Below are 26667 nucleotides of genomic sequence, written 5' to 3'. Positions count from 1 at the left end.
CCGGGTGCCGAGTGCGCAACACGCTCCAGTCGCGGCGGAAATCCACAGCGGTCGGGGTCGTGAGGTGAACGCCATCCAGCGGACCGGCGAGTGGCGCGCTATTGCACTTTGCTGCGGGGCGGCAAGCAAGACGCACCGCCGAGGTCGTCGACACGGCCCTCGCCCAGGAGACCAGGGCCGGGATCGATCGTCTCGTCGATCACCTGACGGCCGACTTCGACGACCCGCTGCTGCCCGGCCTGACGGCGGCCGCGCTGCTGCAGGCGCACCGCGACGCCGAGTTCGCCGCCCTGCTGACCGACGACGCCGACCGGGTCCGCGCGGGCCTGATCACGCTCCTGGGCCGCTGGGCCGCGGAGGGCCACTGGCTCCCCTACAGCCGACCCGGACGGCCCAGTGGATCCTGCGGGTGATCGACGGCTGCTACCTCGCCGCCGACGCGGACGACTTCGATCCGGCCGCCACCCGCGCCGAGTTCCAGACCATGATCGACTGGCTGCTCGGCTCCCCGGCTCCGGCCGCTACTTCAGGCCGCTCATCATCACGCCGCGGATGAAGAACCGCTGCAGCAGCACGAAGACCAGGAAGGCCGGCAGGAACGTCACGGTCGCCGCCGCCATCACGGTGGCCAGCAGACTCTCCTGGGCCTGCAGGGAGTTCAGGCCGACGGTCAGCATGTAGTTGTTTGGGTCGCGCATGATCACCAACGGCCAGAGGAAGTCGTTCCAGTGCCAGAGGAAGACGAAGGTGCCCAGCGTGGCCAGGATCGGCAGTGTCTGCGGCAGGATGATCGACCAGTAGATCCGCAGTTCGCTGGCGCCGTCCAGCTTGGCCGCCTCGATCAGCTCGTCCGGAATGTCCATGATGAACTGCCGCATCAGGAACATCGCCTGCGCGTTGGCCAGGGTCGGCACCAGGACGCCCCACATCGTGTCCAGCCCGTCCAGGTTGCTGACGATCAGGAACAGCGGGATCAGGGTCAGGTGCGCCGGCACCATGAGCATCGCCAGGAACACCCAGAACATCAGGTCCCGGCCGAGGAATCGCTTCTTGGCAAAGGCATAGCCGGCCATCGAGGCGAACAGCAGCACCAGCACCACGGAGGCGACCGAGTAGATCGTCGAGTTGCCGATCCAGCGGCCGATCCGGTCCGAGCTCAGCGCCTCGGCGTACGCGGAAAGGTTCAGCCCGCCCGGGATCAGGGACTCCGGCAGCGAGATCGGCTGCCCGGGCCGCAGCGAGATGATCACCATCGCATAGAACGGGAACAGGGTGATCACCGCCGCGATCCCGAGCGGGAGGTGCCAGAGCAACTGGCGCCGGCTCCGTCGCAGCGGCCGGGTCAACGTCGGTGTCCGGGTGGTCATCGGCGCCGCCCGACGATCACGTTCTGGATCAGCGAGATGGCCAGGATCAGCAGCAACAGGACCATCCCGACCGCAGCCCCGTACCCGAACTCCGAGTAGTTGAAGGCCTGGTCGTAGATCATGTACGTCAGCGAGTACGACCCGCGGACCGGCCCGCCGGCCGTCATCACCAGGATGTGGTCGAACACCTGGAAGGACGTGATCGTCTCCAGCACCAGGACGAAGAACAGCGACGGCCGCAGCAGCGGCAGCGTGATGTGCCAGAACCGCTGCCAGGCCGTGGTCCGGTCGATCCTGGCCGCCTCGTAGTACTCCTCGGGGATCGCCAGCATCCCGGCCAGCAAGATCAACATGTCGTAGCCGAACCGGGTCCAGGCCTGCACGATGGCCAGCGACGGCAGCACCAGCGATGTCGAGCCGAGCCAGTCCAGCGCCGGCAGGCCGAGACCGGTCAACAACGAGTTCAGCGCCCCGGCGTCGGAGTAGAGCCACTTGAAGATCACACCGGACATCACGGCGCTGGTCACGACCGGCAGGAAGAAGATCACCCGGTAGACGCTGATCCCGCGCAGCGGCCGGTTCACCAGCGACGCCATGATCAACGCGACGACCAGGCAGAGCGGGATCGCGATCACCGTGTAGATCACCGTGACGCTGAGCGCCTGCCAGAACAGTTGATCACCGAACAGCCGCTGGAAGTTGGCCAGGCCGGACCACCTCACCCGGCCGGACAGGCCGACCTCGGCGAAGGACAGGCCGACGCCGTAGAGGGCCGGCCCGAGCCGGAACACCGCGAACAGGACCGCGTACGGCAGCACGAAGACGTAGGCGAAGAGCGCCGCGTTCGACCGCCACCAAGGCCGGCGGCGGCGACCGGCCGTCCCCGGCGCCGCCTCCGTCGAGGTCGCGGTGGAGATCACCGCGACAGCAGGCCGTCGACCTCGGCCGCCGCCGCGGTCAGCGCCGCCTCCGGTTCGGTCTTGCCGAGCAGGCAGCCCTGGATGTGCGGCCGCACCGTGTCGATCACCTCGCGCGCCTTCGGATGCAGGACGCCGACGTTGACCTGGTCGACGAACTGCATCTTGAAGGCCTGGAACTCATTGCCGGCCCACATGTCCTTGAGCGAGTTCCGCGGCGGCAGGAAACCGGCCGCCTTGAGGAACTTCTCCATCGTCGCCTTCTCGGTGACGAACTTGGCCCAGGCCACCGCGGCTTCCGGCGACTCGGTCGTCTTGAAGATCGACAAGCCGCCGACGGACCCAAATGTCACCTGCTGCTGGTCCTTGAACGGAGGACTGCCCGCGACGGAGCCGGCCGGCATGATCGCTTCCGGTACGGGAGCGTCCAGCGCGATGCTCATCAGCTCGGTGCCGCGGGCGAACGGGGTCTGCTCGAACTTCCCGACCGCCTGGGTCAGCCCGGCGTTGTTGAAGGCCTTCAGGTCGGCCAGCTCACGGAGCAGCTGCAGCGCCTTGACGCCCGGCTCCTCCTGGAACGCGGCCTTGGTCAGGTCGTCGCTGAGCACCTGACCGCCGGCCTGCCAGAGGAACGGGTAGAAGGTCAGGTTCAGGCTGCCGTCGGAGGCCTGGTAGTTGGCGAAGGTGAGGTTCTCGGCGACGCACTGCCGTGCCACATCGCGGATCTCGTCCCAGCTCACCGGCGGCTGCTCCAGCCCCAACTGCTGGAGCAGCTTCACGTTGTAGGCCGGGTTGGCGATCGTCATCAGCAGCGGCAGCCCGTACAGCTTCTCCTGGTACGTGAACGCACCGACCGCCGCGTCGACGTAGTCGGACCGGTCCTCCCCGAGCGCCTCGTCCAGCACGAAGAGCAGATCCTCCTCGACGAACCGCGGCACGAAGTCGGGGTTGAAATAGACGACATCCGGCGCCGACTTGCCCGCAACGGCCGTGGTCAGGGCCTGTTCGCGGCCGGTCCACGGCTGCTGCACCACCTGGACCTCGACCTTCGGGTACTTCGCGGTGAACTCCGTGACCAGCGGCTTCCACCAGGCGTCCTGCTGGGTCTCCCCCATCGGGTACGTCCAGTGCACGACCTTGCCCGACACCTGGTCCGGATTCGTGTTCGTGACGTCGGGTTCCTCGGCGCCGCCGCACCCGGCCACCAGGCCGCCGGCACCCAGCGCCACCCCGCCACTCAGCAAAGCTCGACGATCCACGAGACCATCCTTTCGAAGAGGCCACGGCGTCGGCCAGGACTCCGCGGGGCCCGGCGCCACAATGCCTGGAGCATAACGAGTTTCGGCCGTCCGTAACTGTTATGCGGCTAAGTTGTAACCTCGCAAATTCGGGCCGGGGCTCGTTCAGTCTCGGGCCGGCTCCAGCCGGATGATCACCGACTTCGAGGTCGGCGTGTTGCTGATCTCGGCCGTCGAGTCGACCGGCACCAGCACGTTGGCCTCCGGGAAGTACGCCGCCGCGCACTCCCGGGCCGTCGGATAGGCGACCACCCGGAACCGCTCCGCCCGCCGCTCCTCCAGGCCGCCCGGTCCGGGCCACTCGGAGATCAGGTCGACCAGCTGCCCGTCCGCGATGCCGAGGTCGGCAAGATCATCCGGATTCACGAAGACCACCCGGCGGCCGTCCGCGATGCCCCGGTAACGATCATCGAGGCCGTAGATCGTCGTGTTGTACTGATCATGGGACCGTACCGTCTGCAAGATCAACCGGCCCGGCCCGGGCTCCAGCACCTCGAGCCGGTTGACCGTGAACCGGGCCTTCCCGGTCGCCGTGTTGAAGGTCCGGGAATCCCTTGGCCCGTTGGGAAGCGGGAAGCCGCCCGGACTGTCGATCTTGGTGTTCAGGCCGTCGAACCCGGGTACCACGCGGGCGATCCGGTCCCGGATCCGGTCGTAGTCGGCCCGGAACGTCGACCACGGCACCGGCGAGTCGGGCAGCGTCCGGCGGGCCAGCTCGCAGACGATCGCCACCTCGCTGAGCAACTCGTCCGACGCCGGCGCCAACCGGCCCCGGCTGGCGTGCACCATCCCCATCGAGTCCTCCACCGTGACCCGTTGATCACCGGTCAGCTGCCGGTCCCGTTCGGTCCGGCCCAGCGTCGGCAGGATCAGCGCCTCCCGGCCGACGCAGGCGTGCGAGCCGTTCAGTTTGGTGGAAATCTGGACGGTCAGGTCCGCTTTCGCCATCGCCCGCTCGGTCAGCGCGGTGTCGGGCGTGGCCCGGACGAAGTTGCCGCCCATCCCGATGAACACCCGCGCCTCACCGTCCCGGAGGGCCCGGATCGCGTCCACCACGTCGTGGCCCGGCCGGCGCGGCGCGGTGATGCCGAACTCGGCGTCGAGCGCGGCCAGGAACGCCTCGGCCGGCTTCTCGTAGATGCCCATCGTCCGGTCGCCCTGGACGTTGCTGTGACCGCGGACCGGACAGGCGCCGGCGCCCGGCCGGCCGATGTTGCCGCCGAGCAGCAGCAGATTGACGATCTCCCGGATCGTCGGCACCGAGTTCTTGTGCTGGGTCAGTCCCATCGCCCAGCAGACGATGATCGACTTCGCCCCGAGCACCAGCTCGGCGGCCTGCTGGAGCTGCTCCCGGGTCTGTCCGGTGGCCCGGAGCACCTGGGCCCAGTCCAGCCGGTCCAGTGCCTCGACGTACGCCGTGAAGCCGTCGGTGTGGCGGCCGATGAAGTCGGTGTCGAGCACCCCGCGGCCGGCCCGGTCGGCCTCCAGCACCATCTTGCCCAGCGCCTGGAAGAAGGCCAGGTCGCCGTTCAGCCGGAGCTGCACGAACAGGTCGGCCAGCTCGGTGCCCGACCCGACGACCCCGCTCGGCCGCTGCGGGTTCTTGAACCGGAGCAGCCCGGCCTCGGGCAGCGGGTTCACCGCCATGATCTTGGTCCCGCCGCGTTTGGCGGTCTCCAGCGCGGTCAGCATCCGCGGATGGTTGGTACCCGGATTCTGCCCGGCGATGATGATCAACTCGGCCCGGCCGAGGTCGTCCAGGGTGACCGTGCCCTTGCCGATGCCGAGCGTCTCGGTCAGCGCCGAGCCGCTGGACTCGTGGCACATGTTGGAGCAGTCGGGCAGGTTGTTGGTGCCGAAGCTGCGGACGAACAACTGGTAGCAGAACGCCGCCTCGTTGCTGGTCCGGCCCGACGTGTAGAAGATCGCCTGGTCCGGGTCGTCCAAGCCGCGTAGCCGGTCCGCGATCAGCTCCAGGGCGCCCGCGTACGAGATCGGCTGGTAGTGGTCGGCGCCGGCCGGCTTGTACATCGGGGTGGTCAGCCGTCCCTGAGCGCCGAGCCAGTGGTCGGACTTCGCGGCCAGCTCGGTGATCGAGTGCGCGGCGAAGAACTCGGGCGTGACCCGGCGCAGCGTCGCCTCCTCGGCGACCGCCTTGGCACCGTTCTCGCAGAACTCGAACGTGTGCGTGTGGTGCGGCTCCGGCCAGGCGCAGCCCGGGCAGTCGAAGCCGTCCGGCTGGTTCACCCGGAGCAGGGCCAGCGCGCTGCGCCGGACTCCCATCTGCTCCTGGCTCATCCTCAGCGCGGCGGCCACCCCGGGTACGCCGGCCGCCCAGCGCTTCGGCTTCTTGATCTTGAGGTTCGCATCGCCCTGGTCCGGCACCGGCGCGTCCTTCGCCACCGCGCTCACCTCCGCTTCGTCAGGTCCGCCCAGTTCGCCTCCGCCGGCGCATACTGGAACTCTAACGTGCTGTCGTTTTTCCCTCCTCAGCTCAACCGATAAAGCGCTTCAGCGCCTTCCAGCGTTCGAACTGAGGAGTTCTCGCGACACCCGTCGCGTGGTCCATGATCAGCTCCTGCTCTGCAGGGGCAGTGAGGTCAGGCCGCGCAGCACGAAGGTCGGCCGCCGCCGGGGTTCGCCGGCCAGCCGGAGGTCACTGAGCCGGTCCAGCAGCAGCCGGAACACGATGTCGGCCTCCAGCCGGGCCAGCGCGGCGCCGAGGCAGTGGTGCGGGCCGGCGGCGAAGGACAGGTGCTTGCGGGCGTTGGCCCGGGTGATGTCGAGCGTGTCCGGGTCGGTGAACACCGCCGGGTCGCGGTTGGCGCCGGCCAGCATCAGCGACACCGGCTCATCGGCCCGCAGCAGCGCCCCGTCGAGTTCCAGGTCCTCGGTCGGCACCCGGGAACTGAGCTGGATCGGCGGGTCGAACCGGAGCAGCTCCTCCACCGCGCCCGGCACCAGGTCATGATCATCGCGGAGCAGTTGCAGTTGATCTTGATGCCGGATCAGGGCCAGGGTGCCGTTGCCGATCAGGTTGACCGTGGTCTCGAAGCCGGCGAACAACAGCAGCATGCAGGTGGCCAGCAGCTCGTCCGCGGTGAGCCGGTCGCCCTCCTCCTCGACCGCGATCAGCTTCGACACCAGGTCGTCGCCCGGATCGGCCCGGCGCCGCTCGAACAGGTCCAGGAAATACCCCTGCAGCGCCGCCAACGAACGATTCGCGGCCAGCTGCTTCGAGGCCGGTGCCATCGCGTCCAGATCGGCCGCAAGATCACTGCCCCACTGCCGGAACCGTTCGTGGTCCGGCTGCGGGATCGCCAGCACCTCGCAGATCGCCAGCACCGGGAAGACGCCGGCGACCTCGCGCATCAGGTCGAACGACGGCGCGGTCCGGGCTCGGTCGACCAGGCCGGCGGCGATCTCGGTGAGCCGCGGCTGCAGGGCGCCGATCGAGGCCGGGGTGAACACCTTGCTGACCAGCTTCCGCAGCCGGGTGTGGTCCGGCGGGTTCTTGCTGATCATGGATTCCGGTCCGGTCGGGTCGACCAGGCCGTCCCGCGACGGACTGCCGAACAACCACTGCTGGACCCGCCCGGAGCCGGCGGTGATCTCGCGGCGCCGGCTGGTGCCGGTCACCGTCGCCGGATGCCGGAGCAGCCCGTCGCAGATCGCGTACCGGGTGGTCAGGGGGCCCATCGCGGTCTGCACCACCGGCCCGGACTCGCGCAACCGCCGATACATCGGGTACGGATCCGTGATCATCTTCGGACTCATCAGCTCGCCGAGCAGGTCGCCCCTGGCCCGCAACCCGGCCATCGCCACGGCGCGCACCGCGTCCCGTACCCCGCCGCCGACCTGCTCCAGAACCGACATCGCCGATCACTCCCTCGGGCCGACACTCCCTCGCGTCCCGCCTCATCGTAATCCGGCCCAGCCGGGACTCGGTCGCCGGATCGGTGCTAGGGGTGTGGTTGGCTGGGCACGATCACCGAGGAGGCAGTTCATGGCGGACTACATCGCGGCTATCGACCAGGGCACCACCAGCACCCGCTGCATGGTGTTCGACCGCGAAGGCCACGAAGCGGGCCGGCACCAGTTGGAGCACGAACAGCTCCTGCCGCACCCGGGTTGGGTTGAGCACGATCCGCTGGAGATCTGGCAGCGCACCGGTGACGTGATCAAGGGGGCGCTGGCAGCGGCCAAGATCACCGCCGCCGACGTCGCCGCGGTCGGCCTGACCAACCAGCGCGAGACCACGGTGCTGTGGAACAAGCGCACCGGGCGCCCGTACTACAACGCGATCGTCTGGCAGGACACCAGGACCGACCGGATCGCGTCCGCGCTCGACGCCGACGGGCGCGGCGACGTGATCCGGCGCAAGGCAGGGATCCCGCCGGCCACCTACTTCGCGGCGGGCAAGGCGCAGTGGATCCTGGACAACGTCGACGGGGCGCGGGCCGACGCCGAGGCCGGCGAAGTGCTGTTCGGCACCATGGACACCTGGCTCCTCTGGAACCTGACCGGCGGCGCGGGTGACGGCGGCAGGGGCGGCGGCGTGCACGTCACCGACGTGACCAACGCCAGCCGGACCATGCTGATGGACCTGGAGACGCTGGACTGGGACGACGAGCTGCTGTCGTTCTTCTCGATCCCGCGGTCGATGCTGCCGACGATCGCCGCGTCGTCGCCGACCAGCCCGTACGGACAGACCAAGGCGGACGGGCCGTTCGGTGCCGAACTCCCGATCGCGGGCATCCTCGGTGATCAACAGGCGGCGATGGTCGGCCAGGTCTGCCTGGACGCCGGCGAGGCCAAGAACACGTACGGCACCGGCAACTTCCTGCTGCTGAACACCGGCGAGGAGCTGGTCCGGTCCGACAGCGGCCTGCTGTCCACGGTCTGCTACCGGTTCGGCGACGCCAAGCCCGTGTACGCCCTGGAGGGCTCGATCGCCGTCACCGGCTCGGCCGTCCAGTGGCTCCGTGATCAACTCGGGATCATCGGCGCGGCCGAGGAGAGCGAGACGCTGGCCCGCAGCGTGCCGGACAACGGCGGCGTCTACTTCGTGCCCGCGTTCTCCGGCCTGTTCGCGCCCTACTGGCGTTCGGACGCCCGCGGCGCGATCGTCGGCCTGTCCCGGTTCAACACGGCCGGCCATCTCGCTCGGGCCGCGCTTGAGGCGATCTGTTACCAGAGCCGGGACGTGGTCGAGGCGATGGAGACCGACTCCGGGGTGCACCTGGACGTGCTCAAGGTGGACGGCGGGATCACCGCCAACGAACTGTGCATGCAGTTGCAGGCCGACATCCTCGGCGTCGAGGTGAGCAAGCCGGTGGTGGCCGAGACCACCGCGCTGGGCGCCGCCTACGCGGCCGGGCTGAGCACCGGTTTCTGGTCCGGCACCGACGAGTTGCGCGCCCAATGGCAGGAGGACAAGCGGTGGCGGCCGACCTGGTCCGACGACGACCGGGCCGCCGGCTACGCGACCTGGAAGAAGGCGGTCGACCGTACCCTCGACTGGGTCGACGTCTCCTGACCAAGATCAACAACCGACCACGATCATCGGGGATCATGATCATCTTTCGATCGGAGGACCTGTGACATCGGTGACCGCACCGCTGAATCCGGAGAGCCGGCGCGAGGCGCTGGCCCGGCTGGCGGCCGACGAGCTCGACGTGCTGGTGATCGGCGCCGGCGTGACCGGTGCCGGCGCCGCCCTGGACGCCGTCACCCGCGGCCTGCGGGTGGGCCTGGTCGAGGCCCGCGACTACGCCGCCGGCACCTCCAGCCGGTCCAGCAAGCTGTTCCACGGCGGGCTGCGCTACCTGGAGCAGCTGAACTTCTCGCTGGTCTTCGAGGCCCTCAAGGAACGTTCCCTGGCGCTGAACCGGCTCTGCCCGCACCTGGCCAAGCCGGTCCGGTTCCTCTATCCGCTGCGCAAGAAGGTGATCGACCGCGGCTACGCCGGCCTCGGCATCGGCGTGTACGACATCATGGGTGCCGGCCGCGGCGTACCGCATCATCTGCGGCACCTGTCCCGGCGCAAGACCCTGGAGTATTTCCCGTCCGCGGACCGGTCGGCGCTGGTCGGCTCGATCGCGTTCTACGAGGGGCAGGTCGACGACGCCCGGCACACGATGATGCTGGCCCGGACCGCGGCCCACTACGGCGCGCTGGTGGCCAGCAGCACCCGGGTGGTCGGCTTCCTCCGCGAGGAGGACCGGGTCGCCGGAGTGATCGTTCGTGATCTTGAAGGCGGGGACGAGTTCGAGATCCGGGCCCGGCAGACGATCAACGCGACCGGGGTCTGGATCGACGAGATCCAGGCCATGCTGGGCGGCCGTGGCCAGTTCCAGGTCCGGGCCTCGAAGGGCATCCACCTGGTGGTGCCGCGGAACCGGATCAACTCGACCACCGGCTTGATCACCCGGACCGAGAAGAGCCTGCTCTTCATCATCCCGTGGGGCGGGCACTGGATCATCGGCACCACGGACACCGACTGGGACCTGGACAAGGCGCACCCGGCGGCGAGCCAGGCCGACATCGACTACCTGCTGGATCACGCCAACACACTGCTCGCCGACAAGCTCGTCCGGGACGACGTGGTCGGCGTCTACGCCGGGCTGCGGCCGTTGCTGGCCGGCGAGTCGGACTCGACCAGCAAGCTGTCCCGGGAGCACGCGGTCGCCTCGCCAGTCCGGGGATTGATCATGGTCGCCGGCGGCAAGTACACCACGTACCGGATCATGGCCAAGGATGCCGTGGACGCCGCCGTTCATGATCTTGTGCCGCCGGGTGCCAGCAGTACGGTGCCACGGTCCTGCACCGAGAACGTACCGCTGCTCGGGGCAGACGGGTTCACCGCGCTCTGGAACGGCCGGGCGATCCTGGCCGAGCGAAACGGTCTGCGGATCGGCCAGGTGGAACACCTGCTGAACCGGTACGGGTCCCTGATCGGCGAGCTGACCGATCTGATCGCGACCGATCCCCGGCTGGCCCGGCCGCTGGACAGCGCGCCCGACTATCTGAAGGTCGAGGCGGTCTACGCGGCCTCCCACGAGGGGGCGCTGCACCTCGACGACATCCTGGCCCGGCGGACCCGGATCTCCATCGAGACCTGGGATCGCGGCAACGCCGCGGCCCAGGAGGTCGCCGAACTGGTCGCCCCGATCCTGGGCTGGGACGCCGCGGCGATCGCCCGCGAGGTGGAGCACTACCGCAAGCGGGTCGCCGCCGAACGGGAGTCGCAGCACCAGCCGGACGACCTGTCCGCCGACGCGGCCCGGCTCGGCGCGCCGGACGTCCGGATGGGCGGCGGGCGCTGAGGCCCACGGTCCACAGCGACCGGCCCACCTCCACACCCGCGACCGTTCCGCCTGTCCGCGACCGTTGCAACGGTCGCGGCTGAGTGGGACAGTCGCGGATTCGTGAGGCCGGATGCGGCTTTCCCCCCTGACGGAAAGCTCGGTAACGTCGGCCCCATGGTCCAGCCGGCGGCGTTGAGGGCAGCTCGTGATTTCCTGATCCAGCATCGGGACGACTACCCGACGGCCCACGCCGGCTTCACCTGGCCGGACCTGCCGGTGTTCAACTTCGCCACCGACTGGTTCGACGGCCTGGCCGAGGAGAATCCGGACGGCACCGCGCTGTGGGTGATCGACGGCGAACGCGAGGAGAAGCTGAGCTTCGCCGAACTGTCCGCCCGGTCGGTCGCGGTGGCCCACCTGCTGGCCGATCTCGGCCTGCGCCGCGGTGACCGGCTGCTGCTCGTACTCGGCAACATCGCCCCGCTGTGGGAGATCATGCTCGGCGCGATCCGGCTCGGCGCGGTGATCATTCCCGCGGCCCAGCAACTCGCAGCGACCGACCTGGCCGACCGGATCGACCGCGGCGGCGCCCGGCTGCTGGTGGCCCAGGCCGCCGACGCCGAGCGGCTGGCCGAGCTGCGGCCCGAGGCGGGCCGGATCCTGGTCGGCGCCGAGGGGCCGGTCGACGGCTGGGTCGACTACGGCCGGGCCGAGGAGTTCCGCGGCGCGAACCCGCACCTACCCGGGGCCAGCAAGAGCGGCGACCCGCTGCTGCTCTACTTCACGTCCGGGACCACGGCACAGCCGAAGCTGGTCCAGCACACTCAGATCTCGTACCCGATCGGGCATCTGTCGACCATGTACTGGATCGGGCTGAAGCCGGGCGACATCCACCTCAACGCCGCGTCCCCGGGCTGGGCCAAGCACGCCTGGAGCAGCTTCTTCGCGCCCTGGCTGGCCGGCGCCACGATCGTCGTCTACAACTACGCGCGGTTCGACCCGAACGACCTGATGCGGGTGCTGGAACGGACCCGGGCGACCACCCTGTGCGCGCCGCCGACCGTCTGGCGGATGCTGGTCCAGGCCGACCTGACCACGGCCCGGCACGCCCTCCGCGAGTGTGTCTCGGCCGGCGAACCGCTCAACCCCGAGGTGATCGAGAAGGTACGCCAGGCCTGGCACCTGACCATCCGGGACGGTTATGGCCAGACCGAGACCACCGCCCAGATCGGCAATCCGCCGGGCCAGCCGCTCAAGCCCGGTTCGATGGGCCGGCCGCTGCCCGGGTACGTGATCAAGCTGATCGACCCGGCCACCGGCCAGCCGGCCGAGCGCGAGGGCGAGCTCTGCCTGGAACTGACCGGCACCGCGCGCAGCGGCTGCGACAGCGACCCCGGGCCGGCCCCGGACCGGCCGCTGCCCCTGATGACCGGGTATCAGCACCGGGCCGGCGAGTACGACAGCGAGCTCAACGACGGTGCCTTCGCCGGCGGCGTCTACCACACCGGCGACGTCGTGGAGATCGACGACGAGGGCTATCTGACGTTCATCGGCCGGGCCGACGACGTGTTCAAGGCCAGCGGCTACCGGATCAGCCCGTTCGAGCTGGAGTCGGTGCTGATCGAGCACCCGGCCGTCGCCGAGGCCGCCGTGGTGCCGTCCCCCGACCCGATCCGGCACGCCGTGCCGAAGGCGTACGTGGTGCTGGCCGCCGGTCACGCACCCGATGCCGACACGGCTCGCTCGATCCTGGCGTACGTCCGTGATCATGCGGCGCCGTACAAGCGGATCCGCAAGCTCGAGTTCACCGATCTCCCGAAGACGATCAGCGGCAAGATCCGCCGGGTCGAACTGCGCACCGCCGAGGACGGCCGGGACGGCCGCGCCGAAGGCGAGTTCTACGATTCGGACTTCGCCTTCTGATCGAGGTCGATACTGAAGCCATGGGCGATAGGCCGGGGGCGGCGCTGCGGGACTACCTGAGTGAGCAATGCGGGATCGTCATCCGGTTGACGGCCGCCGGCCTGGGCGACGCCGAGGTCGTGCACGACACCCGGATCGCCCTGCGCCGGCTGCGGAGCACGCTGCGCACCTTCGCCCGGGTGATCGATCCCGACCAGGCCGGGCCCCTGGAGCAGGAGGCGCGATGGCTGACCGGTGTGCTCGGCGAGATCCGCGATCCCGACGTCCTGGCCGAACGGTTCGCGGACCATGCCGACCGCGAGCCGGGCCTGGACGCCGGCGAGGTGGCGCCGGTGCTGGCCGAACTGGACGACCGGCGGCAGCAGGCCCGGCGGTCCGCGGCCGAAGCGCTCGCTTCCCGCCGGTACGCGGAGCTGCGGGCGGAGCTCGAACGCTGGCGGGACGATCCGCCGATCCGCGTCGAGGGGGTCTCGGCCGGCGACCTGGTCGACCTGGTCCGGCGAGCCGGGCGTACCCAGAAGAAGCGGGTCCGGAGCGCGGCCAAGGACGACGCCGACGACGAGGCACTGCACCGGGTCCGGAAGGCGGCCAAGCGACACCGGTACGCCCTCGAACTCGAGGACCGGCTGCCGATCCACCGCTCGTCGAAGAAGCGCAAGAAGCACCGCCGCCGGGCCCGCCGCAGCCGCAAGCTGCACCAGCGCCTCGGCCGGCACCAGGACGCGGTCGTCGCCACCCAGTTCCTGGAGGCCCGCTCCGACAACTCCACCGAGCCCGCCGCGGTCCGGCGCCGGCTGCTCGACCGGGAGCGCGCGATCGCCGACGAGACCCGACTCCCCTGACCGGTAGGGCGTTCGCCGATTCCGTGGCTCCCCCACAAGGGGGAACCGCCGGGCGTCCGATCACCCGTGCCGGGCTGCCGCTCCGACGGGCACCGGAACAAGATCATGATCATGGTCGACCAGCACCGCTTCCTCCGGTTCGCCGTCGCCGCCGTCGTCATCAACCTGGGCTACGCCCTGGTCCACCTGGCCTGGTTGATCATGGGCGAACCCGCCTGGGCACACGGAGTCTCGGTGTTCCCGGGCGGCTGGGTCCCGGTGCTCCCGGCCGTGATCGCGGTCGCCTCGATCATGATCATGATCTTGGTCCCGCGGGCCTGGCGGCCGGCCGCGGTCGCCGCCGCGGCGGCCGGTGCCGCGTTGCTCGCGTACAGCATGCTGGCCTGGATCGGGCTGCTGATGCTGCTGATGATTCCGTTCGGGCTGCCGATGCCGGCCGACGACCTGGCCCGGCTGGTGGTCCGGGTGGCCGGTGCGGCCGGCGGCGGGCTGACCCTGCTGGCCGCGGTGGCCAGGGCCCGGGCATCCCGGCCGGCCTGCCCGCGCTGCGGCGGCCGTCACCCGGACCTGCGCACCCGCCCGCCCGGCTGGGCCGTTGCCGGCGGTTGGCTGGCCGTCGCCGGGTTCGCGGCCCGGTTTGCGGTCGAACTCCCGGACATCCTCACCGCCGGCGTGTCCGGACCCGGCGGGCTCGGCTTCCAATTGTTCGTGGCGCTGCTGGTGCTCGCCGGTACGGTGCTGCCGCTGGCCCTGATCCGGCCCTGGGGACGGGCCTGGCCGCGGTGGGTGCCGGGTCTGGCGGGCCGCCGGATCCCCCGGCTGCTGGTCCTGGTCCCGGGCCTGGTCATGGCGGCGGGGTTGCTGGCGTACTTCGGCATCGGCGGCATCGGCGCCCTGCTCACCGGCCATGACTCCGCCGATCCGGCAGCCTGGCTGATGATCGGCGGCTACACGCTGTGGGGACTCGGGCTGCTCCTGGCGGCGGCCGGTTACGCCCGGCTGACCGACTCGGTCGCCGCCGGCTGCGTGCCGGTCCGCGCCGCTGTCGTACCGAACAGGCAGAATGCAGGGAGGGGTGAACCGCGCCCCCGATCAGATCGCAGTAAGGACCACGAACAGCCCCATGGCCCGCAAGCCCCCAGCACCGCCGGATGACGATTTCACCGAACGGATCGTCGACATCGACGTCTCGTCGGAGATGCAGAACAGCTTCCTGGAGTACGCCTACTCGGTGATCTACGCCCGGGCGTTGCCGGACGCGCGGGACGGGCTGAAGCCGGTGCAGCGGCGCACGCTGTATGCGATGGACGAGATGCGGGTCCGGCCGGACCGGCCGCACGTGAAGTGCGCGCGCGTCGTCGGTGAGGTCATGGGTAAGTACCACCCGCACGGCGACACCGCGATCTACGACGCGCTGGTCCGGACCGCCCAGCCGTGGAACATGCGGCTGCCGCTCACCGACGGCCACGGCAACTTCGGCTCGCTGGACGCCGGCCCGGCCGCGATGCGGTACACCGAGTGCCGGATGGCGCCGGCGGCGCTGGCGATGACGACCGACCTGGACCAGGACACGGTCGACTTCAAGCCGAACTACGACGGCAAGGACGTCGAGCCGTCGGTGCTCCCGGCCGCCTTCCCGAACCTGCTGGTGAACGGCACCACCGGGATCGCGGTCGGCATGGCCACCAACATCCCGCCGCACAACCTGATCGAGGTCGTCCAGGCGCTGCGGCACCTGATCAAGCACCCGGACGCCGACCTGGACGCGCTGATGCGGTTCGTCCCGGGCCCGGACCTGCCGTCCGGCGGCAAGATCATCGGGCTGGACGGGATCCGGGAGGCCTACGCCACCGGCAAGGGCTCGTTCCGGATCCGGGCCACCGCGCGGGTGGAGCAGGTGCACCCGCGGCGCAAGGGCATCGTGGTCTCCGAGCTGCCGTACCTGATCGGCCCGGAGAAGATCATCGAGCAGATCAAGCAGCTGGTCACCAGCAAGCGGCTGCAGGGCATCGCCGACGTGATCGACCTCTCCGACATGGAGAACGCGACCCGCCTGGTGATCGAGATCAAGAACGGGTTCAACCCGGATGCGGTGCTGGAGCAGCTCTACAAGCTGACCAAGCTCGAGGACTCGTACTCGATCAACGCGGTGGCGCTGGTCGACGGCCAGCCGCGGACGATGACGCTGCGCGACATGCTGACCGTCTATCTGGATCACCGCCTCGACGTGGTACGGCGACGGACGCAGTACCGGCTGGGCGAGGCGAACGATCGGCTGCACCTGGTCGAGGGCCTGCTGACCGCGATCCTCGACATCGACGACGTGATCGCGATCATCCGCGGATCCGACGATGCGGCGGCGGCGCGGGCCAGGTTGATGGAGGTCTTCGACCTGTCCGAGATCCAGGCCAACTACATCCTGGACATGCCACTGCGCCGGCTGACCAAGTTCTCCAAGATCGAATTGGAGAAGCAGCGCGACGAGCTGCAGCAGACGATCACCGAGCTGACCGCGATCCTGGAGAACGAGGACCAGTTGCGCAGCCTGGTCGGCAACGAGCTGGCCGAGATCGCCAAGCAGCACGGGACGCCGCGCCGGACCATCCTGCTCGCGGCCGACGGCATCGCCACCTCGGCGGCCGCCGCCCCGCTCGAGGTGGCCGACGACCCGTGCTGGATCCTGCTCTCCTCCGCCGGGCTGCTGGCCCGGACCGACCACGCCGAGCCGCTGCCGCCGGCGATCGCCCGGGCCAACCACGACGTGATCACCTCGCGGATCGTCGCGACCGCGCGCGGCGAGTTCGGCCTGGTCACCTCGGCCGGCCGGGTGATCAAGATCAACGCGATCGACCTGCCGACGGTCCCGACCACCGCGGCGGCGCCGAACCTGCAGGGCGGCGTGCCGCTCACCGCGCTGGTCACACTCGAGGCCGGCGAGACGGTCCTGGCCCTGACCACGCTCGCCGAGGACTCCCTCGGCCTGGCGCTCGGCACCGCCCGCGGCGTCGTGAAGCGGGTCAATCCCGAGGTGCTGGCCAAGGACTCGTGGGACGTGATCCGGCTGGAACCGGGCGACCGGGTGATCGGCGCGCTGGAGCTGACCAGCGCCGAGACCGAGCTCGCGTTCGTCTCCTCGGACGCGCAACTGCTGCACTTCCCCGCTTCGGCGGTACGACCGCAGGGCAGGTCCGGCGGCGGCATCGCCGGCATCAAGCTGTCCCCCGGCGCGTCCGCCGTGTTCTTCGGCGCGGTGCCGGACGGCGAGGCGGTCGTCGTGACCGTGGCCGGCAGCTCCGGTGCGCTGCCCGGCACCGACTCGGGAACGATCAAGGTCACCCCGTTCTCTGAGTATCCGGGCAAGGGCCGGGCCACCGGCGGCGTCCGGTGCCACCGCTTCCTCAAGGGCGAAGACACGCTGCTGCTGGCCTGGGCCGGCCCGGCTCCCGCGATCGCGGCCGCGGCGAGCGGTGCGCCGATCGACCTGCCCGCGGCGGACGGCCGCCGGGACGGCTCCGGCTCCCCCGCCGGCCAGCCGCTGAACGCGATCGCCCCGGCCGGTGGCTGAGCCGACTCACCCGATCCCTTCCGGTCAGGCTAAAACTTCATTACGGTGACACCTAAACCTTCACAGGTCAGGAAGCGGTGTCACCCATGGACAAGGTTGATCAGCGGCGCACCCAGAACTCTCCGGTCGTCTCCACGCTCGCGGTCCTGCTGGGACTGGTCCTGACACTCGGCCTGGTGGCGACGGCCGGACCGGCCGTCGCCGCCGGGACCGTGCTGCTCACCGGCTTCGAGGACGACAGCAGCCTGCGGGGCGTCACCCTGGCCGACCCGGAGCACGACACCGCGACGCGCAGCGACGCCTTCGCCGGCGAGGGCTCCAGCGCCCTCAGGTTCACCCTCGCCGGCACCCGCGACAGCGGGAGCACGATCTTTCCGCGGGTCTGGCTGGCCGACGGCACGACGCTGCAGCCCGCCGATTGGTCCTCGCACACGTACCTCCAGGTCGGCGTCGCGAACGCGTCGGCCACCCCGACCACGCTGTACGTCGTGGTACGCGACCTCGACGGCCGCTACCTCCAGCGGTCGCTCGCTGCCACGCCGTACGACTACCGGGTCTTCCAGATTCGCACCGCCGACATCGCCGGCGCCGGGGTGGATCTGGACCGGCTGCAGCACATCCAGGTCAGCGCCGCTCGCAGCGGCGAGGAGCGGGTGATGTTTGTCGACCACGTGCGACTCTCCGACACCGCGATCGACGAGTCCGCCGAACGGGCGGCCGTCGTCCCGGACCTGCTCGCGCTGACCGGAGCGGCCGACGTCCTCGACCGGGTCGACGCCGAGCTCGCGCAGGCCCGCGAGCTGCTCGGCTCCGACGGCGGCGCCTCGTACGCGCCGATGAAGGCCTGGATCGACCAGGTGGCGGGCCGGTCCGCCGACCTCCGCCAGAGGCTGGACCAGATCGCGACCCCGGCCCAGCTGCAGGCCATGCTCGCCGAACTCGCCGAGCTGACCGCGGCGCCGGCCCGGCTGATGCAGGTGCTGGACGTCCGAAGTCGCAGGCCCGACGGGCTGTTCGGCCTGGACACCGCGGACTCGATGACCCTGGTATATCCGAAGGACCTGCCCTGGCCGAGCACCGGGCCGGAGCCGCTGGTCGAGCTGGCCCGTGGCGAGACCGAGCACACCCAGCTGGTCGTCGTCCCGTACGGCGCCGCGCTCACCGGAGTCTCGGCCCGGGTGCTCGACATCCGTGGACCCGGCGGCACAGCCGTGCCGGCCGAAGCGTTGGCAGCGTCGGTCACCCCGATCGGATCGCTGTACACGGTGCCGAGCTCGGCGTACAACCGCCCGACCTACACCGGCTGGACGCCGGATCCGCTCCGGCACGACCTCGACCGGGTCGACCTCGCCGCGCGGGACGTGCAGCCGTACCTGGTGAGCGTGGACTCCGGCACCGACGCCGCGGCCGGCACCTTCCGGGTGCGGGTCGCGATCAGTGCCGACGGCCAGCCGGAGCAGCGGATCACGGTGACGGTGAAGGTGTGGCCGATCACGCCGCAGGACCGTCCCGAGCTGCGGACCGCGTTCCAGTTCACGCCCTGGCTGGCCTGGGACCTGCACGGGATCACCGACCCGGCCGAGCGCGAGGCGATGCGGCTGAAGTACTGGGACTTCCTGGCCGAGCACAAGATCCAGCCCGACCAGATCTACACCACGGCGTTCGACCCGGCGAAACCTGGACCCGGCGACTTCCGGCCGCAGCCGGTCGAGGACATCGTCAAGATCAAGGAACGGTACGGGCTGAAGCAGTTCACCGCGCTCTACCTGTGGGCCGGCCTGCTCGACCCGAACAAGCCCGAGACCTGGGACACCCAGATCGACCTCTGGATCGGCCAGTTGGAGACCGCGATGGCCGAGTACGAAGCGGCCGGGGTGGCCGACCAGGCCGTCGTCTACGGCTTCGACGAGTCGACCGGCCCACTGCTGCGCGCCGCCGAACACACCTTCGCCCGGATCAAGGAACGGTTCCCCGACCTGCCCACGATGACCACGCTGCGCGACGACACGTTCGGGCAGAGCACCGGCCTGGTCGAGGAGGTCGACATCTGGGTGCCCTGGGTCGACGGCTACCGCTACGACCTGGCCGAACAGGCCCGGGCGAACGGCGAACGGGTGTGGTGGTACCACGCCATCTCCACCCGCTACCCCCAGCCGAACTGGTTCAACGGCTACCCGCCGATCGACGCCCGGATGCTGATGGGCCCGATGTCGCACCAGTCGGGTGTCGAGGGGGTCCTCTACTACGCGACGAACCGCTGGCCCCGCGCCGACCGGGGTGATCAACTTCTGGTCGACGACGGCATTCTCTCGAAGTGGAACCCGGCCACCTATTTCGGCACCGCCGGCGACGGGTCGATCTTCTACCCGGGCCCGGACGGCCCGATGTCGTCATTGCGGCTGGAGAACGTCCGCGACGGGCTCGAGGACTACAACCTGATGCAGGAACTGCGCCGCGCCCTCGCCGAACACCCGGACGCCCCGGCGGGGATCCGGCAACGCGCCGAGGCTGCGCTGGGCGCGACCGCCGTCGTCCGGAACTCGCGCGACTTCACCGAGGACCCCGCCAGCTACCGCGAGTGGCGGCGAGAGGTCGCCCGCACCCTGCAGCTGCTCGCTCAGAGCTGACCGCGCCGTCCGAGGCTTCGACCCGTCCAGCGTCATCGTCGACCGACCCCGTCGAAAGGACCAACCCGATGCGTCCCGTCTCCCGTACCCGATCGGTGCCGTTGTTGATCATCCTGGCGCTCGTGGCGAGTCTGGTGCTGGTCGCCGCTCCTCCCGCCCGCGCCGCGACGGCCGGCGTGTGGCAGGACTTCGAGACCGACGAGGCGGTGGCGGCGGCCACGGTGAGCGTGCCCGGCCACGACGCCGCGATCCGGGTGCCGTACGGGAGCCACGGTGACAGCGGCGTGGAGTTCACCGTCGCGCCCCGCGACACCCCCGGCGCCCTGGACAACGCCGGCCTCACCCTGCACCAGGACACGGCGAGCATGCCGGTGAACGACTGGTCCGGTCACACGTACCTGGTGTGGGACTTCTGGATGCCGACCGACTACACCACCAGCGGCCGGATCACCATCCGCGACGACCGGGGTGTCGCCTGGGGCACGAGCTACCCGATCCGTGGCCGTGGCTGGACCCCGGTGCAGATCCGGCTGGCCGACGTCACCGCGGCCGGCATCGACCTGACCGACATCCGTTACCTGGGCATCTCCATCCCGCGCCGCAGCGAACCGGTGCAGGGGTTCTTCGACGGGTTCCGGCTGGTCGACGGCACACCGGACAACGCCGCCTTCGGCGCTCGGGTCGTGCAGAACCTGATCGACCAGGTCGACTTCCCCGGCACCCTCGACGGCGTCGACGCCGAGCTGGCAGAGCTGGCCCGCCTGCTGGGTACGGCGGACTCCCCGTCGTATGCGCCGATGAAGGCCATGATCGACAAGTGGCTCGACACCTCCACCCGGATCCGGGAGAGCCTGGCCAAGATCAGCACCGCCGACCAGTACGCCGCCATGATCGCCGAGGTCGACGGCCTGACCGCGGCACCGGCCCGCCTGGAGCAGATCCTCACCCTGCGGCAGCAGCAGCCCGACGCCAGGTTCGGCCTGGACTCGGCGGACTCGATGAGCCTGGTGTACCCGAAGGAGCTGACCTGGCCGAGCACCGGCGCGGCCCCGAAGATCGAGCTGGCGCGCGGGGAGACCGAACACACCCAGACCGTGGTGGTCCCGTACGGCGTCGACCTGTCGGACGTCTCGATCAGCGTCACAGGCGTGCACGGACCCGACGGGAAGCCGGCGCCGGCCGCGCACCTGGCGGCCACCGTCGCCCCGGTCGGCTCGCTGTTCACCAGGCCGACCTCCGCGTACGGCCGGGACACCTACACCGGCTGGACCCCGGATCCGATCCGGACCGACCTCGCCGAGGTGGACGTGCCGGCCGGGGACGTCCAGCCCTACCTGGTCAGCCTGACCTCCGGCCGGGACGCGAACCCGGGCACCTACCGGTTGACCCTGACCGTGCGGGCGGACGACGAACCCGCCCGCCGGATGACCGTGATCGCGACAGTGTGGCCGACCACCCTGCAGGACCGCCCGGAGCTGCGGACCTCGTTCCAGTTCACGCCGTGGCTGGTGCACGAGCTGTACGGGATCACCGACCCCGCCGAGCGGGAGGCGATGACGATCAAGTTCTGGGACTTCCTGGCCGAGCGCAAGATCCAGCCGGACCAGATCTACACCGTGAACCAGAACCCGACGCCGCTGCCGCCGGCGCAGAAGTTCGTGCCCCAACCGGTGGAACGGATCACCTACATCCGGGATCACTACGGGTTGGGCCAGTTCACCGCGATGTACCTGTGGGCCGGGCTGCTCGACCCGAAGAAGCCCGAGACCTGGGACACCCAGATCGACGTCTGGATCGGCCAACTCGAGACCGCGATGGCCGACTACGAGGCGGCCGGCGTCGCCGACCAGGCCGTCGTGTACGGCTTCGACGAGTCGACCGGGCCGATGCTCAACGCGGCTCGGCACACGTTCACCAGGATCAAGGAGCGCTTCCCCGACCTGCCGATCATGACCACGCTACGCGACGACACCTTCGGCGAAGCGACGCAGCTCACCGGCCTGGTCGACATCTGGGTGCCCTGGATCGACGGCTACCGCTACGACGGCGCCGAGGCAGCGCGCGCCCGGGGTGACCAGGTGTGGTGGTACCACGCGATCTCCACCAACTATCCGCAGCCGAACTGGTTCAACGGCTACCCGCCGATCGACTCCCGGATGCTGATGGGCCCGATGTCGCACCAGTCGGGTGTCGAGGGGATCCTCTACTACGCGACGAACCGGTGGCTGCTCGCGGACCGGGGGACGCAACTCCTGGTCGACGACGGCATCCTGTCGAAGTGGAACCCGGCCACCTACAACGGGACCGCGGGCGACGGGTCGATCTTCTACCCCGGTCCGGACGGACCGATGTCGTCCCTGCGGCTGGAAAACATCCGCGACGGGCTGGAGGACTACAACCTGATGCAGGAACTGCGCCGCGCCCTCGCCGAACACCCGGACGCCCCGGCGGGGATCCGGCAACGCGCCGAGGCTGCGCTGGGCGCGACCGCCGTCGTCCGGAACTCGCGCGACTTCACCGAGGACCCCGCCAGCTACCGCGAGTGGCGGCGAGAGGTGGCCCGCACCCTGCACCTGCTGAACCGGGCCTGACCTCTCTGCCCGTCGCTCCCCGAGCTGGTCGGTTCGGCGTTGTTCCTTGCCACGGGCGAGTTCCGGGGATTCAATAACCCTGACGGCGTTCAGTCGCTGCTGCGGGCCATCGTCGAGGCACCAGGAGGTGCGGTGTGAGCACTGAAGCAACCGCGAGCGAGATCTCCAGTTCGCCACCGCGGCTCGGCGGGCTGGCGATCGTGCTCGGCGTCCTGACCGCCGTCCTCGGCATCCTCGTCATGGTCTGGCCCGGTCAGACCCTGCTGATCATCGCCGTGCTGTTCGGCCTGCAACTGCTGTTCGTCGGCGCCTTCCGGATCATGGTCGCGGTCACCACCAGGGCCGCACCGAACTGGTGGCGCGGCCTCGTCGGCGTGCTGGGCGGGCTGACCGTCGTAGCGGGCATCATCTGCTTCGTCCGGCCCGGCACGTCGCTGCTGGTGATCGCCATCCTGATCGCCGCGGGCTGGCTCGTCGACGGCGTGACCTCGATCGTGTCCGGCGTCGTCGACAACTGGGCCGGCCTGCAACGGGTGGCCCAGATCGTGTTCGGTGTGATCAGCATCCTGGCCGCGATCGTCGTCCTGATCTGGCCCAGCACCAGCCTGCTCCTGATGACCTCGGTCGGCGGCGCGCTGCTGGTGGTGCTCGGCGTCGCGATCATCGTGGTGGCCCTGGTCGTCCGCCGTACGACGAACCGGCCGGCCCGGGCCGCCTGACCCACTCACTCCGTCCCACGTCCCGCCCCGGTCGGCTGAACCCGGACCGATCCGTGGACGGCCTGATCCCGCTCCGCGAGCCGCCATGATCGCCTCCGCGGCGGCGCCGTACAGTTTCAGTCGTGGAGGATTCCGTGCCCGCGCACCAGGACAGCTTCGACGATCTGCTCGCTGCGAACGTCGAGTTCCAGCGCCAGTTCACCGACGGCGGCTTCGACGGCATCGCCCGCGCCGGCGTCCTGATGCTCACCTGCATGGACTCCCGGATCCTGCCGCTGCACATGGTGGGCTTGAGGATCGGCGACGCCAAGATCCTGCGTACGCCCGGCGCTCACCTGACCGACGACGCCCTGATCGGCGTGATCGTCGGCGTCCACCTGCTCCATGTGCGACGCGTCCTGCTCGTCCCGCACACCCGCTGTGCCATGGCGACCGGGACCGACGCCGACATCGCCGCCGCCGTCCGTGCCAGCACCGGCGCCGACCTCGGCGACCTGAAGATCGGCGCCACGCCCGACCAGGAGGGCCGGCTCGCCGCCGACGTCGCGCGGCTCCGCGACCACCCGCTGATCGCCGGCCGGGCCGAGATCGGCGGCTTCCTGTACGACGTCGACACCGGAGCCCTCAAGCAGTTGCTGTAATGCTCAGCCCGCATCGTCCCCTGATATCCTTTGATATCGGAGGTGATGGCGATGACGGATGTGTTGATTCGCGGCGTCGCGGAGGATGACCTTGCCCGGATCGACGAACGGGCCGCACGAGTGGGTCTGTCCCGCAGCGAGTACCTTCGCCGGCAGATCACCCGAGAGGCTGCCCGGGACGAGGGACGCGTCAGCATCGAGGATCTGGAACGGGTCGGCAGGCTGAGTCGTGATCTCCTCGACGAGGATGTCATGCGTGACGCATGGTCATGACGACTTGGCTCGTCGACAAGTCGGCGTTCGCCAGGCTGAGTGTCGCCGCCCAGGCCTCGGTGTGGGCTGAACGCATCGAACGTGGTCTGGTGCATGTGACGACGGCTACGGTCCTGGAAGTGGGATACTCGGCGCGGTCCGGCGACGACTGGTCTGCGCTGGTGACGGAACCACCGGTGAGCCGTATGCCCGTGCAGAATCTCACGCCGGCCATCGAAGCCCGGGCCGTCGAGGTTCAAGGCATCCTGGCACGCCGTGGCTGCCATCGGGCGCCGTCGGTCCCGGACCTGCTGATCGCGGCCACCGCTGAACTGACGGACCTCGTCGTTCTGCATCACGACCAGGACTTCACTCTGATTGCTGACGTGACCGGGCAGCCCGTCGAAGAACTCGAACTTCGATCGTGACGCCGATCAGGCGTCGATCGTCGCGGCGTCGAGGGCGTACGCGCCGTCGATGATGAACTCCTTGCGCGGCGCCACGTCGTTGCCCATCAGCATCTCGAATGTCGTCTCGGCCAGGATCGCGTCGTCGACCGTGATCCGGCGCAGGGTCCGATGCCGCGGGTTCATCGTGGTCTCGGACAGCTGGTTGGCGTCCATCTCCCCCAGGCCCTTGTAGCGCTGCGGCTCGCTGAACCGGATGTTCTTCTTGGTCAGCTCGGCGGCCTTCCGCTGATACTCGGCGTCGGAGTACGTGTAGATGTACTTCGGCTGGCCCTTCTTGGGGTTGGTCAGCTCGAACCGGTGCAGCGGCGGCACCGCGGTGTAGACCCGCCCGGCGTCGATCAGCGGCCGCATGTACCGGAAGAACAGGGTCGCCAACAGACAGCGGATGTGGGCACCGTCGGCGTCCGCGTCGGCCATGAAGATGATCTTCCCGTAGCGCGCCGCGTCGGGGTCGAAGTTTCGGCCGGAGCCGGCGCCGACCACCTGGATGATCGAGGCGCACTCGGCGTTCTTCAGCATGTCGCCGACCGAGGCCTTCTGGACGTTCAGGATCTTGCCCCGGATCGGCAGCAGCGCCTGGGTGTCGCCGTTGCGGGCCCGCTGCGCCGTGCCCAGCGCCGAATCGCCCTCGACGATGAACAGCTCGGTCGAGTCGACGTCGTTGCTCCGGCAGTCCTTCAGCTTCGGCGGCAGGGTCGAGGACTCCAGCGCGTTCTTCCGCCGCTGCGCCTCCCGGTGCTGCCGGGCAGCGACCCGGGACCGGGACGCCGAGACCACCTTCTCCATCACCGCGCGGGCCTGGGTCTTCGCCTCTCGCTTGGTCGAGGTGAGGAAGCTCTTCAGCTCGGCCGCGACGGTCTTCTGGACCAGCGCGGCCACCGGCGGCGTGCCCAGCACCTCCTTGGTCTGGCCCTCGAACTGCGGCTCCGCCAGCCGGACCGTGACGACCGCGGTCATTCCCTCCTGCACGTCGTCCTTGATCACCTCGTCGCCGTTCTTCAGCAGCCGGGTGCCGCGCATCACCTCGGTGAACGTCTTGGTCAGCGCCCGCTCGAAGCCGGTGACGTGGGTGCCGCCCTTGGGCGTCCGGATGATGTTGACGTAGGACTGCACCATCGTCTGGTAGCCCTCGCCCCAGCGGATCGCGATGTCGACGTCGAGATCCCGCTCCACGTCGGTCGGCGTCATCGCGCCGCTGTCGTCGAGCATCGGCACGGTCTCGGTGAACCGGCTCTGGCCCTGCAGCCGGATCACGTCGCTGATCGCGCGGTCCGGCGCCAGAAACTCGCAGAACTCGGTGATCCCGCCGTCGTGCAGGAACTTCTCGACCGAGGTCTCCGGGCCGCGGTCGTCGGTGACGACCAGGGCCAGTCCGGGCACCAGGAAGCTGGTCTGCCGGGCCCGGGCGTGCAGTTCCTCGATGGACAGCTGGGCGTCCTTGAGGAAGATCGAACGGTCCGGCCAGTACGTGATCCGGGTGCCGGTGGCGCCGCGCTTGGCCTTGCCGAGCTTCTGCAGGCCGCCGCCCGCGGTGAACTTCGCGTCCGGGCCCGGGCCGTCGAACGTGCCCGGCACGCCGCGCCGGAAGGACATCCCCCAGGTCGCCGACTTGCGGTCCACCTCCACGTCCAGCCGGCTGGACAGGGCGTTCACCACCGAGGCGCCGACGCCGTGCAGGCCACCGGTCGCGTTGTACGACCCCGCCCCGAACTTGCCCCCGGCGTGCAGCTTGGTGAAGACCACCTCGACACCGCTCAGCCCGGTCCGTGGCTCGATGTCGACCGGGATGCCGGCGCCGTGGTCCTGGACGGACACACTGCCGTCGGCGCCCAACGTGACCAGGATCTCGTTGCCGGATCCGGCCAGGGCCTCGTCGACGGCGTTGTCGATGATCTCCCAGACGCAGTGCATCAGCCCGCGGGTGTCGGTCGACCCGATGTACATCGCGGGCCGTTTCCGGACGGCCTCCAGCCCCTCCAGGACCAGCAGGTGCCGGGCCTCGTAATCACGGCTTTCCGTTGCAGGCTTGCCGATCGTGGACTTCGCGGGACTTGGCACCCTGTGAGCTTACCGGCGCCCACCGACGGTCCCCGGGAGATGCTCGCGGTGTCGGAGGATCCGGCCTCCGGAGCACCATTCTTGGAG

At 69.9% G+C, this 26667-nt stretch carries 19 protein-coding genes; 13 read left to right on the top strand and 6 right to left on the bottom strand.

Going from position 1 to position 26667, the window contains the following annotated elements; genetic code table 11:
* The first annotated feature begins 101 nt into the window (after positions 1-101).
* Positions 102-413: a hypothetical protein gene (locus BKA15_RS33640; protein ID WP_179757967.1), complete on the top strand. Its 312-nt coding sequence runs from the start codon at positions 102-104 to the stop codon at positions 411-413.
* A 108-nt stretch (positions 414-521) separates the two neighbouring features.
* On the opposite strand, the gene BKA15_RS33635 is transcribed toward BKA15_RS33640, so the two are convergent.
* The 5 genes from BKA15_RS33635 to BKA15_RS33615 form a co-directional block, all read right to left on the bottom strand.
* Positions 522-1367 carry a carbohydrate ABC transporter permease gene (locus BKA15_RS33635; protein ID WP_179757966.1) on the bottom strand — a complete coding sequence of 282 codons (846 nt, stop codon included), beginning with the start codon at positions 1365-1367 and terminating at the stop codon, positions 522-524.
* Entirely contained in the window at positions 1364-2287 is a 924-nt protein-coding gene (locus BKA15_RS36120; RefSeq protein ID WP_179757965.1) for a carbohydrate ABC transporter permease, read from the bottom strand. The genes BKA15_RS33635 and BKA15_RS36120 overlap by 4 nt, the downstream gene beginning before the upstream one ends.
* A complete protein-coding gene (locus BKA15_RS33625) occupies positions 2284-3543 on the bottom strand; it encodes an extracellular solute-binding protein (RefSeq protein WP_179757964.1) in 1260 nt (419 codons plus the stop codon). The genes BKA15_RS36120 and BKA15_RS33625 overlap by 4 nt, the downstream gene beginning before the upstream one ends.
* Positions 3544-3687: 144 nt before the next feature.
* Positions 3688-5985: an FdhF/YdeP family oxidoreductase gene (locus BKA15_RS33620; protein ID WP_179757963.1), complete on the bottom strand. Its 2298-nt coding sequence runs from the start codon at positions 5983-5985 to the stop codon at positions 3688-3690.
* Positions 5986-6153: 168 nt separating this feature from the next.
* Positions 6154-7458, bottom strand: a complete 1305-nt coding sequence (locus tag BKA15_RS33615) for a cytochrome P450 (RefSeq protein ID WP_179757962.1) — start codon at positions 7456-7458, stop codon at positions 6154-6156.
* Positions 7459-7588: 130 nt separating this feature from the next.
* On the opposite strand from BKA15_RS33615, the gene glpK reads away from it, so the two are divergent.
* The 12 genes from glpK (at position 7589) to BKA15_RS33555 (ending at position 24480) form a co-directional block, all read left to right on the top strand.
* Entirely contained in the window at positions 7589-9121 is a 1533-nt protein-coding gene (gene glpK / locus BKA15_RS33610) for a glycerol kinase GlpK (protein WP_179757961.1), read from the top strand.
* Between the two features lie 70 nt (positions 9122-9191).
* On the top strand, positions 9192-10910 hold the full coding sequence (locus BKA15_RS33605; RefSeq protein ID WP_312879633.1) for a glycerol-3-phosphate dehydrogenase/oxidase: 1719 nt from the start codon (positions 9192-9194) through the stop codon (positions 10908-10910).
* Positions 10911-11066: 156 nt separating this feature from the next.
* Positions 11067-12815: an AMP-binding protein gene (locus BKA15_RS33600; protein ID WP_179757959.1), complete on the top strand. Its 1749-nt coding sequence runs from the start codon at positions 11067-11069 to the stop codon at positions 12813-12815.
* Between the two features lie 20 nt (positions 12816-12835).
* A complete protein-coding gene (locus BKA15_RS33595; protein ID WP_179757958.1) occupies positions 12836-13657 on the top strand; it encodes a CHAD domain-containing protein in 822 nt (273 codons plus the stop codon).
* A 105-nt stretch (positions 13658-13762) separates the two neighbouring features.
* Positions 13763-14812 carry a hypothetical protein gene (locus tag BKA15_RS33590; protein WP_179757957.1) on the top strand — a complete coding sequence of 350 codons (1050 nt, stop codon included), beginning with the start codon at positions 13763-13765 and terminating at the stop codon, positions 14810-14812.
* Entirely contained in the window at positions 14781-17222 is a 2442-nt protein-coding gene (locus BKA15_RS33585) for a DNA gyrase/topoisomerase IV subunit A (protein WP_179757956.1), read from the top strand. The genes BKA15_RS33590 and BKA15_RS33585 overlap by 32 nt, the downstream gene beginning before the upstream one ends.
* Before the next feature lie 86 nt (positions 17223-17308).
* A complete protein-coding gene (locus BKA15_RS33580; protein ID WP_179757955.1) occupies positions 17309-19849 on the top strand; it encodes a DUF4091 domain-containing protein in 2541 nt (846 codons plus the stop codon).
* A gap of 68 nt (positions 19850-19917) precedes the next feature.
* The gene (locus tag BKA15_RS33575) at positions 19918-22440 is read left to right on the top strand and encodes a DUF4091 domain-containing protein (RefSeq protein ID WP_179757954.1); all 2523 of its coding nucleotides are present in this window, start codon (positions 19918-19920) and stop codon (positions 22438-22440) included.
* Positions 22441-22574: 134 nt separating this feature from the next.
* The gene (locus BKA15_RS33570; RefSeq protein WP_179757953.1) at positions 22575-23159 is read left to right on the top strand and encodes an HdeD family acid-resistance protein; all 585 of its coding nucleotides are present in this window, start codon (positions 22575-22577) and stop codon (positions 23157-23159) included.
* 122 nt (positions 23160-23281) lie between these two features.
* Positions 23282-23800: a beta-class carbonic anhydrase gene (locus tag BKA15_RS33565; protein WP_312879632.1), complete on the top strand. Its 519-nt coding sequence runs from the start codon at positions 23282-23284 to the stop codon at positions 23798-23800.
* Between the two features lie 45 nt (positions 23801-23845).
* Positions 23846-24073 (top strand): type II toxin-antitoxin system VapB family antitoxin, encoded by a 228-nt coding sequence (vapB, locus tag BKA15_RS33560; RefSeq protein WP_246323445.1) that lies wholly within the window; start codon positions 23846-23848, stop codon positions 24071-24073.
* On the top strand, positions 24064-24480 hold the full coding sequence (locus BKA15_RS33555; protein WP_179757952.1) for a PIN domain nuclease: 417 nt from the start codon (positions 24064-24066) through the stop codon (positions 24478-24480). The genes vapB and BKA15_RS33555 overlap by 10 nt, the downstream gene beginning before the upstream one ends.
* Positions 24481-24486: 6 nt before the next feature.
* Here the strand turns inward: BKA15_RS33555 and BKA15_RS33550 are convergent, their stop codons facing one another.
* Complete coding sequence (locus BKA15_RS33550) at positions 24487-26580, bottom strand: DNA gyrase/topoisomerase IV subunit B (RefSeq protein WP_179757951.1); 2094 nt, start codon at positions 26578-26580, stop codon at positions 24487-24489.
* Positions 26581-26667 lie beyond the last annotated feature (87 nt).

The sequence above is a fragment of the Microlunatus parietis genome (genome assembly GCF_013407955.1).
GTDB classification, from domain to species: Bacteria; Actinomycetota; Actinomycetes; order Propionibacteriales; family Propionibacteriaceae; genus Microlunatus; species Microlunatus parietis.
The sequence above is the reverse complement of the archived record's forward strand: the minus strand, read 5'-3'. Positions and strand labels throughout refer to the sequence as shown.